We start from the raw sequence: 16,507 nt of genomic DNA on the forward strand, positions 1-16,507 counted from the left end.
TACGGAGGAAAGCTTAAATGAAAGTTATAAAAACTAATATAGAAGATCTTTTTATTATAGAGCCTAAAGTTTTTGGAGATAATAGAGGATGGTTTATGGAATCATGGTCGCAAAAGAAAATGGAAGAAGCAGGACTTCATTATAATTTTGTTCAAGATAATCATTCATTTTCATCTGTCAAAGGAACTCTTAGAGGACTTCATTTCCAAAAAGGAAAACATTCACAAGCTAAACTTGTAAGGTGCTCTAAAGGAGCTGTTTTAGATGTGGCTGTTGATTTAAGAGAAGGTTCTCCAACATATAAAAAATGGTTCAGTGTAGAACTTTCTGCTGAAAACAAAAAACAATTTTTAATCCCTAGAGGATTTGCTCATGGTTTTTTAACTTTAACTGATGAAGTTGAATTTCTTTATAAAGCAGATAATTACTATAATTACGAATCAGACAGAAATATAATTTGGAATGATGAAGAAATTAATGTGAATTGGGAAATAGAAGAACCCATTCTTTCTGAAAAAGATGCAAAGGCTCCAAAACTTTGTGATTCTGATGTGAATTTCATATACAACAAAATAAAATAAAGGGAGAATATTTATGAAAATAATTGTAACTGGTGGAGCAGGATTTATAGGTGGAAATTTTGTTCACTATATGTTAAACAAATATAATGATTATAAAATAATATGCTTAGATAAACTAACTTATGCTGGAAATCTAGCCACTTTAAAAAATGTTATGAACAATTCTAATTTTAAATTTATACAAGGGGATATTGCAGACAGAAATTTTATTTATAATCTTTTTGAAAAAGAAAAACCAGATATGATTGTAAATTTTGCTGCAGAAAGTCATGTGGATAGATCTATTGAAGATCCTGAAATTTTCTTAAAAACTAATATTTTAGGAACAGGAGTTTTACTTGATGCTTGTAAAAAATACGGAATAGAAAGATATCATCAAGTTTCAACTGATGAGGTTTACGGAGATTTACCTTTAGATAGACCTGATTTATTTTTCACAGAAGAAACACCAATACATACTTCAAGTCCCTATTCAGCTTCAAAAGCTTCAGCAGATTTATTGGTACAATCATACTATAGAACTTTTAAAATTCCTGTAACAATTTCAAGATGTTCTAATAACTATGGACCTTATCATTTTCCAGAAAAATTAATTCCATTAATGATTGCAAATGCTTTAAATGATAAAGAATTACCTGTGTATGGAAAAGGTGAAAATGTAAGAGACTGGCTTTATGTTGAAGATCATTGTAGAGCTATAGATATGATAATTCATAATGGAAAAATTGGTGAAGTTTATAATATTGGTGGTCATAACGAAAGAACAAATTTAGAAGTTGTTAAAACAATTATAAATACTTTAGGAAAATCTGAATCTTTAATTAAATATGTAACAGATAGACCAGGTCATGATATGAGATATGCCATAGATCCTACAAAAATAAAAAATGAATTAGGTTGGGAGCCCCTTACACTATTTGACGAAGGAATACAAAAAACTATTAAATGGTATTTAGACAATACTCCTTGGTGGAAAAATATAATCAATGGAGAATACAAAAATTATTATAAGAAAATGTATGAATAAATGCTGAATAAAATATATTAGGAGGTATTATTATGATTGGAGCTTTTTTTGATATTGATGGTACAATTTATAGAAACTCACTTTTAACTGAACATTTTAAAAAAATGATTAAATATGAACTTTTAGACTATAAAATTTATGATGAGAACGTTAAAAAGACTTATACTTTATGGTCTGAAAGGATGGGAGACTATGATAACTATCTTTTAGATTTGACTAAAGTATATGTTGAAGCTATTAAAGGATTTTCTGTTAAAGATAATGATTTTATTTCAGATCAAGTTATGAAATTAAAAGGAAATAGAGTATATAAATATACAAGAGATCGAATTAAATGGCATAAAGAACAAGGACATAAAGTTATTTTTATATCTGGAAGTCCTGATTTTTTAGTTAAACGTATGGCTGAAAAATGGAAAGCTGATGATTATTGTGGATCTACTTATTTTGTAAAAAATGGAGTTTTTTCAGGAGAAATTGGCCCTATGTGGGATTCTGTTCACAAAATTCAAGCTTTGAATAAATTTTGTGATCAATATGATATTGATTTAAATAAAAGTTTTGCTTATGGAGATACATCAGGAGATTACACTATGCTAAACTCTGTTGGAAATCCTATAACTATCAACCCCTCTAAAGAATTCTTTAAGCAATTAAAAGCTGATAAAAAATTGTCTAAAATAACGCAAATTATTGTAGAAAGAAAAGATGTTATTTATAAATTAGATTTAAATACAGAAATTATAGATTAAATATCTAGGAGGATAATTATGAATGAGTTTAAATTTTTAAAACCAACTAAAATGATCCATCCAAATAATGGAATGACTTTAGAATTTTTAAATAAACAAGATGCTATTGCTGCTTTAATTATTTCAAATGACGGAAAAAAAGGTTATTTTGTAAGTCAATTTAGACCTGGTACCAACAATATTTCAACTGAAGTAGTAGCTGGACTAATTGATCCTGGAGAGATTCCTAAAGATGCTCTTTATCGAGAGGTTGAAGAAGAAAGTGGCTTTTATAAAGAAGACTATGAAATTATTTTTCAAGACAATAAACCTCTAGCTATTTCCCCAGGCTATACCACTGAAAAACTAAACCTTTATATTTTAAAAATAAAAGATAATAATATAAAACAAAAGCCTTTAAATTTAGACGAAGATGAAGAATTAGTAGGAGAATGGCTAGATTTAAATCTAGCTCTTTCTAAATCTAGCGATTTTAAAACTTACTATCTTATTAGAATTTATGAACTTTTAAGGTTAAAGAATGATGAAGCCTAAAATAATAATAACAAGAAAAAACATTAAAAATTTAATACTAAAAATAAAAGGAGATGGAAATATATATATTTCTTCTCCGATTTTTTTAAAAGATGAATATATTTATAATTTTATTTCAAAAAAACAAACTTGGATAGATAAAAAACTAAAAGAAAATAAAAAAAAATCTAAACTAATCCCCTGTTCTTATTGTAACAATTGTCAGATTTTCTATTTAGGAACTCCATATTTTCTTAAGTTAAAATTAAGTTCTAAATATAAAGTCTATTTTTTAAATAATTTTTTGATTGTAGAAACTCCTGAACCAAACAATTCTTCATTAACTAAAAATATTTTAAATTCTTGGTATCAAGAACAAGGAAAAATTCTATTTCAAAAAATTTTAGTTAAATATTTAACTCTTACAAATAAAAAAATCACAAAATTTAATATTAAAACTTTAAAATCCAATTGGGGATCTTGTAACTATAATAAAAAGATTATAAACTTAAATTCAGAACTCATGAAAAAAAATATTAGGTTTATTGAATACGTTATTTTACATGAAATTGCACATCTTGTTCATCCTAATCATAGTAAGGCTTTTTATAACTATATTGAGATTTTTATGCCTGATTGGAAAGAACGGAAATCTCTTTAAAATACCTGGAGGAAATATGAAAAATATTTGGAAAATTTGGAAAAAATGGAGCCCTTTTATTGGAGGAATTTTAATAGGACTTATAATTATGGCTCTTAAAATAAAAAAATAATTTGACAATTGTTTTTTTATTTGATATACTCGTACCAACTTAAAAGACAAAATAATTTAATTAGGAGGTTAACCTTATGAATTTTAAAACTATATCTATAATAGGACTAATACTTAACATAATAATTATAATAGTTAAAATTAAAATCAAAACGTTGGCTTCCAGTGAAGAGAAAATTTTAGTTTAACTATAATTTTTGGTTATCAAAAATTATTATGTTAAAAAGCACTCACAGCCGACATTTAAATGTCGGCTTTTTTATTTATACAGACAAAGGAGAATTTATTATGAGAAGTGATGAAATCAAAAATGGAGTTAAAAGAACTCCCCATAAGTCCCTTTTAAAATCTTTAGGACTTACTGATGAAGAAATTAAAAAGCCTTTAATAGGAATAGCTGGTTCATTTAACGAAATCGTTCCTGGACATATGCACCTGAGAAGTATTATTGATTCTGTTAAAGCTGGAGTCAGAACTGCTGGAGGAATTCCTATGGAATTTAATACTATTGCTATTTGTGATGGACTCGCTATGAATCATGAAGGAATGAAATATTCTCTTGTTACTCGAGAAATAATTGCCGATTCTATTGAAGCTACTGGAATGGCTATGCCCTTTGATGCTATGATCTTTATTCCTAGCTGTGATAAAGTTGTTCCTGGAATGTTAATGGCTGCAGCTAGATTAAATATTCCATGTCTTTTTGTAAGTGGTGGACCAATGCTTGCAGGAAATTTCAAAAATGAAAAAATAGGTCTTAGCAATGTTTTTGAATACATTGGCCAATTTGAAAACAATGAAATTACAGAAGAAGAACTAAAAGAAGTTGAAAATATTGCTTGCCCTACTTGCGGTTCTTGTTCTGGAATGTATACAGCCAACACTATGAACTGTTTAACTGAAGCTCTTGGAATGGCATTACCTGGAAATGGTACAATTCCTGCTGTTTATTCAAAAAGATTAAGACTTGCAAAATTAACTGGAATGCAAGTTATGAAGGTTTTAGAAAAAAATGTAACTCCTTCACAAATAATGACAAAAGAAAGTTTTTATAATGCTTTAAGAGTTGATATGGCCTTAGGAGGATCTACTAACACAACCCTTCATCTTTGTGAAATTGCTAAAAATATGAAAATAGATCTAAATTTACATGATTTTAATAAAGCTTCAAAAGAAACGCCACAACTTTGTAAATTATCTCCTTCTGGAAAATATTTCATTGAAGATCTTGATGCAGCTGGTGGAATTCCTGGAGTTATGAAAAATCTTAATGAACTTAAACTTATTAATCCAACTATGACTGTATCTTTAGTTACTCAGAAAGAAATCGCTGAAAATGCTAAAGTACTAGACTATGATGTTATTCGTAATTTTGAAAATGCTTATAATAACACTGGAGGACTTTCAGTTTTAAGAGGAAATATTGCTAAAAATGGATGTATTGTTAAAAGTGCTGGAGTTCTACCGAAAATGTTGGTCCATTCTGGTCCAGCTAAAGTTTTTAACTCAGAAGAAGAAGCTATTGAAGCAATTTATGGAAATAAAATAAAAAAAGGTGATGTTATAGTCATCAAATATGAAGGAATAAAAGGTGGTCCTGGAATGAGAGAAATGCTTTCACCTACTGCTGCAATTGCAGGGATGAAATTAGATGAAGATGTTGCTCTTTTAACAGATGGACGTTTTTCTGGTGCTACTAGAGGAGCCTCAATTGGTCATATAAGTCCTGAAGCTTATGAATATGGAGAAATTGGAATTGTTGAAAATAATGATATCATTGAAATAGATATTCCCAATGGAACTTTAAATGTTAAACTTACTGAAAATGAAATTAAAAAAAGAATGAAAAATTTTAAACCTGTACAGCATAATAATAAAAGTATTTGTTTAAAGAAATTATGAGGTGTTTTATGAAAATTAATGGTGCTAGAATATTATTAGAAACTTTAAAAAGACAGGGCGTTAAAGATATCTTTGGGTATCCAGGGGGAAAAGTAATTCCTATTTATAATGAACTTTTTGATTTTAACGGAATTAACCATATTATGGCCCGTCATGAACAGGGAGCTTCCCATGCTGCTGACGGTTACGCTAGAACAACTAATAAAACTGGAGTTTGTATTTCTACATCCGGACCTGGAGCAACTAACTTAGTAACTGGAATTATGACTGCTCATATGGATTCTGTTCCTCTACTCGCTATAACTGGACAAGTTGCTTGTAATGAAATTGGAACTGATGGATTTCAAGAATCTGATATTATGACTATTACAATGCCTATAACAAAACATAGTTATCTTGTAAGAGATATTAATGATTTAACTAGAATAATCAAAGAAGCTTTATATATTACCAAGAATGGAAGACCTGGGCCAGTTCTAATAGATTTTCCTGTTGATATTCAAATGCAAGAAATAGATTTTAAAGAATTTGAAAGACAATATTCTGACTCTAATTTTCATATAGAAAAAGCAACTGATATGTCCAAACTAAAAGAAGTTATCCAAATTATAAATTCCTGTAAAAAGCCTTTAATTTTAGCAGGGGGAGGATCAAAAAATTCAAAAAAGGAATTACTAAATTTTGCCAAAAAAATTAATTCTCCAATAGCTTTTACTCTTATGGGTCTGGGAATACTGAATAATAATTTATCTCTTGGAATGTTAGGAATGCACGGAAGTGTTGTAGCTAACAAAGCAGTTTCTCAAGCAGATGTTCTTATTGCTATTGGAATGCGTTTTGATGACAGGGTCACATGTAATGTTGAAACTTTTGCTCCAAAGGCTAAGATAATTCATATTGATATTGACAGAGTAGAAATTAATAAAATTAAAAAATGTACACATCTTGTTGGAGATTCTAAAGAGATTTTAAATTTACTTACCCCTTATGTACACAGAGATTATTCTCTTTGGAATGATCATATATCTCAATTAAAAAAAGAAACTTATTTTAACTATGAGATTTCTGATTTCATCAAACCTCAACAAGCTATAGATGCAATTAGTAAACTTTTACCTGAAGCTTATGTAGTTACAGATGTAGGACAACATCAAATGTGGACTGCTCAATTTTATAATTTAAATCATCCTCTTTGTACTTCTGGAGGAGCTGGTACTATGGGATTTGGACTGCCTGCTGCAATAGGAGTTCAAGTGGGAAATCCTCAGTCTAAAGTTGTAGCAATTTTAGGAGATGGAGGTTTTCAAATGACCAGTCAAGAATTAATGGCTATTTCTCAATACAAGCTACCTATAAAAATAATTATAATTGATAATTCTTATCTTGGAATGGTAAGGCAATGGCAAGAATTATTTTTTGATAAAAGATATTCTTCTGTTAGTTTAGATCAAAATCCTGATTTTGTAGCTTTAGGAAAATCTTATAGTATTAATTCTGTAAAAATTGAAGATCCTAAAGATTTAGAAAGAGTTTTGAAAGAAAATTTATTTACAGATGAACCTGTTTTAATAGATATTAAAGTAACAAAAGAAGAAAATACTTATCCTATGGTTCCTGCCAAAGGAAATATAAATGAAATGATTTTAGGAGGTTAATATGAAACTTTTAATTGTAGCAAAGCACAATCCTTGGGCTCTAAGTAGACTTATTGGATTAACTAGTAGACTTGGAATATTTATAAATGAATTCTCTTTTAAAGTTAATGAAAAAACTTCTAATATTACTCTTACTTTTTCTGAAGAAAACAAAAAAGGAATTCATTTAAAAAATCAAATCGAAAGACTTGTTGATGTTTTTGACGTCTTCGAACTTAAAGAAAATAATTAATTAAATTTCTCTTTAACGCACAGAACATTTACACCATATATCTTTGGAATACTTATTGTTTATTAAATATATTTTACTTCTACGCATTTTTCTGATAGTATATCGAAAATAATTAAAAAAGGAGAATAAAATGTTTGTATTTGAAATAATATTTATAATAAGCATATTACTGGTCCTTATCGGTCTCGTTATAGGTTCAATTCCATTGAATTACCCTAAAGTTACTGATAATAATTTTGTAATACTTAAGTATAAATATATTTTCTTAAAAATATTTTTGAATATATTTAATCTTTAAATTTATAATTTTATCAAAACTTTTTGATGACTCAGTGGAAATTATTCCATTGAGTCATTTTTGTTTATATAAAATTATTTATAAAATATCAAAAGGTGGTGTTCTTTTATGAAATCAAAAACAATAACCGGAGCAAAAATCTTATTAGAATCTTTATATAGATTAGGAGTTACAGATATTTTTGGATATCCTGGTGGATCCGTCCTTAAAATTTATGATGAACTTTATAATTTCAAAAAAATAAAGCATTATCTTGCAAGACATGAACAAGGAGCAATACATGAAGCTGATGGATATGCTAGATCTAGTGGCAAAGTTGGAGTTTGTTTAGCTACATCTGGACCTGGGGTTACTAATATTGTTACTGGAATTATGACTGCTCATATGGATTCTGTTCCTTTGCTTGCTATAACAGGACAAGTTCAAACAACCTTACTAGGAACAGATTCTTTTCAAGAAACAGATATTGTAGGAATTACAATCCCTATAACAAAAACAAATTATCTTGTTACAGACATAAAAGACTTACCTAGAATAATCAAGGAAGCTCATTATCTTTCAAAAACTGGTAGGCCTGGACCTGTACTAATTGATATTCCAAAAGATATACAGGCTAGTGAAATTACTATTTCAGAATTTGAAGAATTATTTAACGAAGAACTTAAATTAGAAGGTTATGTCCCTACTTACAAAGGACATAACGGTCAAATAAAAAGAGCTTCTGAACTTATAAAAAACTCTAAAAATCCTTTAATAATATCTGGAGCAGGAATTCTTAAATCTAAAGCTTCTGAAGAATTAATAGCTTTTGCTGAAAAGATTGAAGCGCCTGTTACTTGTACATTACTTGGTCTAGGAGGATTCCCGAGCACTCATCCTTTAATGACAGGAATGCTTGGACTTCATGGAAGAGTTGCAGCAAATTACGCCACTAACCATGCTGATTTAATTATTGCTGCTGGAATGAGATTTGATGAAAGAGTTACGGGAAATATTAAAAAATTCTGTCCAAATGCAAAAATTATTCATATTGATATTGACCCTGCTGAAATTGATAAAAATATAATTTCCAATGTTCCAATTGTTGGAGATTTGAAATATGTTTTAAATAAATTCAATACTACTTTGGAAAAACTAGTTCATAAAAATTGGATTGAACAGGTAAATACTTGGAAAAAAGATTATCCTTTAATAATACCTGATAGCAAAGATATTTTAGCACCTCAATATGTTTTTAATAAAATTAATAAATCATTAAAAGAAGATACTATTATTGCTACAGATGTTGGACAACATCAAATGTGGACAGCTCAATTTATTGACTTTGATAATCCCAATTCTCTTATTTCATCTGGAGGAGCTGGTACTATGGGATTTGGACTGCCTGCTGCAATAGGAGCCCAAATAGCTAATCCTAATAAAAATATAGTTCTAATAGTTGGAGATGGAAGCTTACAGATGACCATGCAAGAATTAATACTTTTAAAAGAATTTAATCTTCCTGTAAAAATATTAATTATTAATAATTCTTGTTTAGGTATGGTTAGACAATTACAAGAAGTATTTAATGAAAAAAGATATTCTCAAGTAAATCTAACTTATAATCCTGATTTTATAAAAATAGGAGAAGCCTATGGGATTAAATCTATAAAACTTTCTACAAAAGAAGAAATAGATCACAATCTAGAAAATTTAATGAATTTAAACGAACCTATAATAATAGAATTTATAGTTGATAAAAAACAGAATGTTTTACCTATGATTCCTGGTAATAGCTCTGTTGAAGAAATGATTGGAAAGAAAGGAGTTGATTTAAATGACTAAAACCTCAGAAGTTTTAATTATTACTAAAAATACAAATGGAATTGTAGCTAGAATTATGCTCCTTTTTAATAAACGTGGATATCTTGTACAAAAAATGACTGCTGGAGCAACTAATAAAGAAGGGTATGCTAGGCTTACATTAAGTGTCCAAGGAGACGAAAAAATTTTACAACAAATACAAAAACAAGTATATAAAATTGTTGATGTAGTTAAAGTTAAAATTTTTCCTGAAGAAAATGTTATTAGAAGAGAATTGATGTTAATTAAAATTAATACAACTCCTGAAACACGTTCACAGATAGTTGAAATAGCTAATGTCTACAGAGGTAAAATACTAGATGTCGCCTCTAACTCCATTGTTATTGAGCTTACTGGAAAAGTTCCTAAACTCAGAGGATTTTTAGAACTCATGAAGGAATATGGAATTTTAGAAGTAGCCAAAACAGGAACCCTTGCAATGTCAAGAGGGGAAAAAATGTAGGAGGATTTATGACAAATATAAAAATTGTAGATACAACATTAAGAGATGGAGAACAAACACCTAGAGTCAATTTAAATACAAATGAAAAATTAAGAATAGCTAAACAATTAGAACATTTAGGAGTAGATGTTATTGAAGCTGGATTTGCTGTAGCATCTCCTGGAGATTTTGAAGCAGTTAGTTTAATAGCCAAAGAAATTAAAAATTCAACAGTTTCTAGTCTTTCTAGGCTTGTAAAAAAAGATATTGACGCTTCTGTTAAAGCTCTTCAACAAGCTTCTAGACCTAGGATACATGTTTTTATTGCAACTTCACCAATACATAGAAAATTTAAATTAAAAATGACAAAAAAAGAAATTATAAAAAGTATACAGGAAAATGTAGCTTATGCTAAAAAATTCGTTGATGAAATCGAATTTTCTTGTGAAGATGGCACTAGAACAGAAAAAGAATTTTTAGTAGAAGCTTACTCTACAGCTATTGAAGCTGGAGCCACTATCTTAAATGTTCCTGATACTGTAGGATATCGAACTCCTGAAGAAATGTTTTCTCTTATTTCCTATTTAAAAACTAACATAAGAAATATTGAAAAAGCTGAAATATCAGTACATTGTCACAATGATTTAGGTCTTTCAGTAGCAAATTCAATTGCTTCTGTCAAAGGAGGAGCAACTCAAATCGAATGTACAATAAATGGTTTAGGAGAAAGAGCTGGAAATACTTCTTTAGAGGAAGTTACTATGATTATTAATACAAGAAAAGATATTTTTCAAGGATATCAAACTAAAATTAACACTCAACAATTATATCCTACAAGTAAATTAGTTGGATTATTAACAGGAGTTGAACCTCAACCTAACAAAGCTATTGTTGGAGCAAATGCTTTTTCTCATGAATCTGGAATTCATCAACATGGAGTTTTAGAAAACCCTGAAACATATGAAATTATGAAACCTAAAACTGTAGGAAGAAGCAATGACAGTCTTATCCTTGGAAAACTTTCTGGAAAACATGCTTTCATTGATAAATTAAACAATTTAGGAATTCATAACTTATCAGAAGAAAAAATTTCTCAATTGTTTGAAAAATTTAAAAAATTAGCAGATAAAAAGAAATATATTTTAGATGATGATATTATTGCATTAATCGCTGAAGATGCTGGAATATCTACAAATGATAAATTTAAACTTAAACATTTTGAAATTTATAGATCTGAAAATAAAACAAAAGCAAAAATTGAAATATTGGAAAATAATATTCTAAAAACTGGAGAAGCTTTTGGAGATGGACCTGTAGATGCTGCATTCCAGGTTATTAATAAAATATTTGGTTCTGAACTTTATCTAGAAGAATATAGATTAGATGCAATTACAGAAGCTGTAGATGCTCAAGCCCAAGCTACTGTAATTGTTTCTAACAAAGGAAAAGAATTTATTGGACGTGGTCAAAGTACTGATATTGTTGAAGCTAGTATAAAAGCATATATTCATGCTATAAATAGAGTTTCTATTATTGGTAAAACTTTATTTGATAAAGTTTGGGATAAACACGTTATTACTGGAAAAACTGGAGAAGCTCAATTACTTTATATAGATTTACATTTACTTCATGAAGTTACTTCTCCTCAAGCATTTTCAGGATTAAGATTACAAAATAGAAATGTTAGAAGACCTGACTTATGTTTTGCAACTATGGATCACAATACTCCAACAACTTTAGAAGAAAGAAAATTTATAAAAGATTCTTTCTCTAGAGCTCAATTAGAAGCTTTAAAAAATAACTGTAATGAATTTGGAATTGAGCTTGCTGATATGAATGATGAAAGAAATGGAATAGTTCATACTGTTGGTCCTGAACAAGGTTTAACTCAACCTGGAAAAACTATTGTTTGTGGAGATAGTCATACAGCAACTCATGGAGCTTTTGGAGCCATTGCTTTTGGAATAGGAACTAGCGAAGTAGAACATGTTCTTGCAACTCAAACTTTATGGCAAAAAAAACCAAAAACAATGGGAGTTAAAATAACAGGAAAATTACCTAAAGGTGTTTACGCTAAAGATATTATTTTACATTTTATAAAAAAATATGGTGTAGCAATTGGAAATGGTTATGCTTTTGAATTTTACGGTGACACTATTGATTCTTTAGATATGGAAAGTAGATTAACTATTTGTAATATGGCAATTGAAGCTGGAGGAAAATCTGGAATAATAGCTCCTGATAAAAAAACTTTTGAATATTTAAAAGGAAGACCTTATGCCCCTAATGATAAAAATTTAAAAAACATGATCTCTCAATGGGAAGATTTAAAAACCGATTCTTTTGAAGCTTTTGATAAAATAATAACTTTAGATGTTAGTAATCTAGAACCTCAAATTACTTGGGGAACTTCTCCTGAAATGGGAATGAATATAACTGATTCTTTCCCAGAAATAAAAGACTCTAATGATAAAAAAGCTTATGAATATATGGGATTAACTCCTGGGGATTTACCTAAGAGCATTCCTTTGAAACATGTTTTTATCGGTTCTTGTACTAACGGACGATTAAGCGACTTAAAAATCGCAGCCTCTTACATAAAAGGAAGAACAATAAATCCTAATATATCTGGTATTGTAGTACCTGGATCTCAAATTGTAAAAAGACAAGCTGAAGAACTTGGAATTGATAAAATATTTAAAGATGCTGGATTCCAGTGGAGAGAATCTGGATGTTCTAGTTGTTTAGGAATGAACCCTGATTTAATACCTTTTGGAGAGCATTGCGCTTCTACATCAAATAGAAATTTCGAAGGTAGACAAGGAAATGGTGCTAGAACTCATTTAGTTAGCCCTGCTATGGCTGTCCTTGCTGCTATTTATGGACATTTTATAGATTCTAGATTTGAAAAAGAGGAGGCTTAATTAATATGAAGGCATTTACTAAATATACAGGAACTATTGTTCCTATTATGCATAACAATATTGACACTGACCAGCTTATTCCTAAACAATATTTGAAAAGCACTGAAAAAACTGGTTTTGGAAAATTTGTTTTTGATGAATGGAGATACAATCAAGATAGAAGTGAAAATAAAAATTTTAATTTAAATAAATTCGAATATAAAAATGGAACTATTTTAATTACAGGAGAAAATTTTGGGTGTGGATCATCAAGAGAACATGCAGCTTGGGCATTACAAGATTACGGTATCCATGTAATTATTGCTGGTAGTTACTCTGGAATATTTTATATGAATTGGTTGAACAATGGACACCTTCCTATTATTCTTCCTAAAGAAGAAAGAATGAAATTAGCTTCTCTTTCTGGAAAAGAACCTATTACTATTGATTTAGAAAATAATAAAATTATAACAAAAGAATTTGAATATAGTTTTAAATTAGAAGATTCTTGGAAAACTAAATTATTAAAAGGTCTAGATGCTATAGATGTTACACTAGAGTCTATCCATTTAATAAAAACTTATGAACAAAAAAATTATTAGGAGGGCTTTATGAATTATAAAATTACTGTTTTAAAAGGTGACGGAATTGGACCTGAAATTGTAAATGAAGCAATTAAAATTCTTCATAAAATTGGAAAAAGTTATAACCACAATTTTAATTTTGAAAGAGGTTATTTAGGAGGAGAATCTATCGATAAATATAAAGTTCCTCTTAGTGAAGAAACAATTAAACTTTGTGAGGAAAGTGATTCTGTTCTTTTGGGAGCTATTGGTGGACCAAAATGGGATAACATAAACCCTGAAATAAGACCTGAAAAAGGATTACTACAAATAAGAAAAGCTTTAAATCTTTATTGTAATTTAAGACCTGCAATATTATTTGACTCTCTTAAAGATTCTTCTCCTTTAAAATCTTCTGTTATAAAAGATGGATTAGATATTATGGTAGTTAGAGAATTGACCGGTGGATTATATTTTGGCCCTAGACATAGAGATAAAGACAAAGCTTATGATACCTTGCTTTATTCTAATTCCGAAGTAGAAAGAATTGCTAAAAAAGCTTATGAAATTGCTAAATTAAGAAATAATAAAGTAACAAATGTAGATAAAAGAAATGTATTAGATAGCTCTAAACTTTGGAGAGATGTTGTTATTGAAGCAGGAAAAAGTTATCCTGAAATCAAACTTGATCATATGTATGTTGATAACGCTGCTATGCAACTTGTAGTTAATCCAAACCAATTTGATGTTATTTTAACTGGAAATTTATTTGGAGATATTTTATCTGATGAAGCATCTATGTTAACTGGCTCTATTGGAATGTTACCTTCAGCTAGTTTAGGAGATTCTAAATTAGGAATTTATGAACCTGTCCACGGCTCAGCTCCTGATATTGCTGGGAAAGGAATCGCTAATCCTATTGCAACTATATTATCTGCTGCGATGATGTTAAAATATTCTTTTAATTTAATAGATGAAAGTAACGCTATTGAAAAAGCTGTAAAAAAAGTTCTAGAACAAGGATATAGAACCCCTGATATATACAGTGAAGGAACTAAACAAATTTCCACTTCTGAAATGGGAGATTTAATTGCATGGAATATTCGTTAAATAAAAAAGAAATTCTTTCCTATGAAAATATTTCATTCATAAGAGAAAATAGAAAAATTTTAAATAAAATAAATTGGAAAATAAATTCAGGAGAGCACTGGGCTTTAATTGGTCTTAACGGTAGTGGAAAATCAACTTTACTTAATATGATTCCTGCTTACACTTTTCCAACTAAAGGAAAACTTATTGTTTTTGAAAATATTTTTGGAAATTGCGTTTGGGCTAAAGTTAGAGAAAAAATAGGTTTTGTTAGTGCTAGTTTATCTAATTTTTCAAATATTTTAAATATTCAAAGTATAGAAGATATTATAATTTCAGGTAAATTTAGTTCCATTGGAATTTATGAAAAAATAACAAACTACGATAAAGAGTTAGCAAAAAAATTAATTGAAGAATTTGATATTTCTTATTTAATTAGTAAAAATTATAAAGACTTTTCTCAAGGAGAAAAAATGAAAGTTCTTCTTGCTAGAGCATTTATGAATAATCCTCAACTTCTTATTTTAGATGAGCCATGCTCTGGTTTAGATTTGAAATCTAGAGAACATTTTTTAAATCTATTAAGAAAAACAGCAAAAAAATCAAAAGCACCATTAATATATGTAACTCATCAATTAGATGAATTAATTCCTGAAATTACTCATGTAGCTATTTTAGGAAAAGATGGTGCTATGATAGCAACTGGTAAAAAAGAAAAAGTACTTACGGAAAAAAACTTATCTATGCTTTACGAAGTAAATGTTAAGTTAATTTGGGAACAAGGAAGACCTTGGGTCATCATTAAATAATAAAAAAAAAATTAGGAGGAAACAATTATGGCAGGAAACATCTTAGGAACAAAGGTATATTATAATTCGGATTGTAATTTAGAAAAATTAGTAGGTAAAAAAATTACTGTTTTAGGTTATGGATCTCAAGGGCATGCACATTCTTTAAATCTAAAAGAATCTGGAATGGACGTTACTATCGGACTTAGAAAAACTTCTAAATCTTGGCAAGTAGCTGAAGAAGCTGGTTTTGTTGTTAAAGAAACTGGAGAAGCAGTAAAAGGAGCAGATATTGTAATGATTTTAACTCCAGACGAAACACAAGCTGATACATATAAAACTGATGTAAAACCTAACTTAAAAGAAGGAGCTTATATTGGTTTTGGACATGGATTTAATATTCATTTCAATAAAATAGTCCCAGCTGAAACTACAAATGTATTTATGGTTGCACCTAAAGGACCAGGACATTTAGTAAGAAGAACATTTACTGAAGGATCTGGAGTTCCTTGCTTAGTTGCAGTTAATCAAGATCCTAGTAAAGACACTATGGAAATTGCTTTAGCTTGGGCTGCTGGAGTAGGAGGTGGAAGATCTGGTATTTTAGAAACAACATTTAAACAAGAAACTGAAACTGATCTATTTGGAGAACAAGCTGTTCTTTGTGGAGGAGTTACTGAACTTATAAAAACTGGATTTGAAGTTTTAACTGAAGCTGGATATGATCCTGTTAATGCTTACTTTGAATGCTTACATGAAATGAAATTAATTGTTGACTTAATTTATGAAGGTGGATTCACTAAAATGAGACATTCTATTTCAAATACAGCTGAATATGGAGATTTTGTAACTGGTCCTAGAATAGTTACTGCTGAAAGTAAACAAGCTATGAAAGATGTACTTACTGATATTCAATCTGGCAAATTTGCAGATGAATTTTTAGCTGATTCAAAAGCTGGACAACCTTTCTTAAAAAAGAAAAGAGCCGAAGCTTCTGATCACGAAATAGAAAAAGTAGGTAAAGAACTAAGAACATTAATGCCTTGGATTAGAGAAGAATTTTAAAATATTTTCTAGAGAGAATATCAAAAGATATTCTCTCTTTTTATTACAATATGATATAATTAAAATATAAAAGAATAAAATTA

15 protein-coding genes and 1 pseudogene are annotated in these 16,507 nt (G+C 29.0%); all 16 read left to right on the plus strand.

The window, feature by feature from the left end; translation table 11 throughout:
* The first annotated feature begins 17 nt into the window (after nt 1-17).
* The 16 genes and pseudogenes from rfbC to ilvC all read left to right on the plus strand — a co-directional run bounded on the left by rfbC (nt 18) and on the right by ilvC (nt 16,424).
* Nucleotides 18-581 (plus strand): dTDP-4-dehydrorhamnose 3,5-epimerase, encoded by a 564-nt coding sequence (gene rfbC, locus Q7K47_09645; protein MDP0507457.1) that lies wholly within the window; start codon nt 18-20, stop codon nt 579-581.
* A gap of 13 nt (nt 582-594) precedes the next feature.
* The gene (gene rfbB, locus Q7K47_09650; protein MDP0507458.1) at nt 595-1,608 is read left to right on the plus strand and encodes a dTDP-glucose 4,6-dehydratase; all 1,014 of its coding nucleotides are present in this window, start codon (nt 595-597) and stop codon (nt 1,606-1,608) included.
* A gap of 32 nt (nt 1,609-1,640) precedes the next feature.
* Entirely contained in the window at nt 1,641-2,360 is a 720-nt protein-coding gene (locus tag Q7K47_09655; GenBank protein MDP0507459.1) for an HAD-IB family hydrolase, read from the plus strand.
* A gap of 18 nt (nt 2,361-2,378) precedes the next feature.
* The gene (locus Q7K47_09660) at nt 2,379-2,894 is read left to right on the plus strand and encodes an NUDIX hydrolase (GenBank protein MDP0507460.1); all 516 of its coding nucleotides are present in this window, start codon (nt 2,379-2,381) and stop codon (nt 2,892-2,894) included.
* Nucleotides 2,881-3,534 (plus strand): SprT family zinc-dependent metalloprotease, encoded by a 654-nt coding sequence (locus Q7K47_09665; GenBank protein MDP0507461.1) that lies wholly within the window; start codon nt 2,881-2,883, stop codon nt 3,532-3,534. Before Q7K47_09660 ends, Q7K47_09665 begins: the two co-directional genes overlap by 14 nt.
* Before the next feature lie 399 nt (nt 3,535-3,933).
* A complete protein-coding gene (gene ilvD, locus Q7K47_09670; protein ID MDP0507462.1) occupies nt 3,934-5,547 on the plus strand; it encodes a dihydroxy-acid dehydratase in 1,614 nt (537 codons plus the stop codon).
* 8 nt (nt 5,548-5,555) lie between these two features.
* Complete coding sequence (ilvB, locus tag Q7K47_09675) at nt 5,556-7,202, plus strand: biosynthetic-type acetolactate synthase large subunit (protein ID MDP0507463.1); 1,647 nt, start codon at nt 5,556-5,558, stop codon at nt 7,200-7,202.
* A 1-nt stretch (nt 7,203) separates the two neighbouring features.
* Entirely contained in the window at nt 7,204-7,434 is a 231-nt protein-coding gene (locus tag Q7K47_09680) for an ACT domain-containing protein (GenBank protein ID MDP0507464.1), read from the plus strand.
* A gap of 406 nt (nt 7,435-7,840) precedes the next feature.
* Nucleotides 7,841-9,556: a biosynthetic-type acetolactate synthase large subunit gene (gene ilvB, locus Q7K47_09685; protein MDP0507465.1), complete on the plus strand. Its 1,716-nt coding sequence runs from the start codon at nt 7,841-7,843 to the stop codon at nt 9,554-9,556.
* The gene (ilvN, locus tag Q7K47_09690) at nt 9,549-10,037 is read left to right on the plus strand and encodes an acetolactate synthase small subunit (GenBank protein MDP0507466.1); all 489 of its coding nucleotides are present in this window, start codon (nt 9,549-9,551) and stop codon (nt 10,035-10,037) included. The genes ilvB (Q7K47_09685) and ilvN overlap by 8 nt, the downstream gene beginning before the upstream one ends.
* Nucleotides 10,038-10,045: 8 nt before the next feature.
* Nucleotides 10,046-11,542, plus strand: a pseudogene (locus Q7K47_09695) (2-isopropylmalate synthase).
* A 6-nt stretch (nt 11,543-11,548) separates the two neighbouring features.
* Nucleotides 11,549-12,940 carry a 3-isopropylmalate dehydratase large subunit gene (gene leuC, locus Q7K47_09700; protein MDP0507467.1) on the plus strand — a complete coding sequence of 464 codons (1,392 nt, stop codon included), beginning with the start codon at nt 11,549-11,551 and terminating at the stop codon, nt 12,938-12,940.
* 5 nt (nt 12,941-12,945) lie between these two features.
* Nucleotides 12,946-13,521 carry a 3-isopropylmalate dehydratase small subunit gene (gene leuD / locus Q7K47_09705; protein MDP0507468.1) on the plus strand — a complete coding sequence of 192 codons (576 nt, stop codon included), beginning with the start codon at nt 12,946-12,948 and terminating at the stop codon, nt 13,519-13,521.
* A 9-nt stretch (nt 13,522-13,530) separates the two neighbouring features.
* Complete coding sequence (gene leuB / locus Q7K47_09710) at nt 13,531-14,592, plus strand: 3-isopropylmalate dehydrogenase (protein ID MDP0507469.1); 1,062 nt, start codon at nt 13,531-13,533, stop codon at nt 14,590-14,592.
* On the plus strand, nt 14,577-15,380 hold the full coding sequence (locus Q7K47_09715; protein MDP0507470.1) for an ATP-binding cassette domain-containing protein: 804 nt from the start codon (nt 14,577-14,579) through the stop codon (nt 15,378-15,380). Before leuB ends, Q7K47_09715 begins: the two co-directional genes overlap by 16 nt.
* 27 nt (nt 15,381-15,407) lie before the next feature.
* Complete coding sequence (gene ilvC, locus Q7K47_09720) at nt 15,408-16,424, plus strand: ketol-acid reductoisomerase (GenBank protein MDP0507471.1); 1,017 nt, start codon at nt 15,408-15,410, stop codon at nt 16,422-16,424.
* Nucleotides 16,425-16,507: the final 83 nt, after the last annotated feature.

Origin of the sequence: Fusobacterium sp. JB019, from assembly GCA_030673965.1 — a bacterium.
Taxonomy (GTDB): Bacteria; Fusobacteriota; Fusobacteriia; order Fusobacteriales; family Fusobacteriaceae; genus Fusobacterium_B.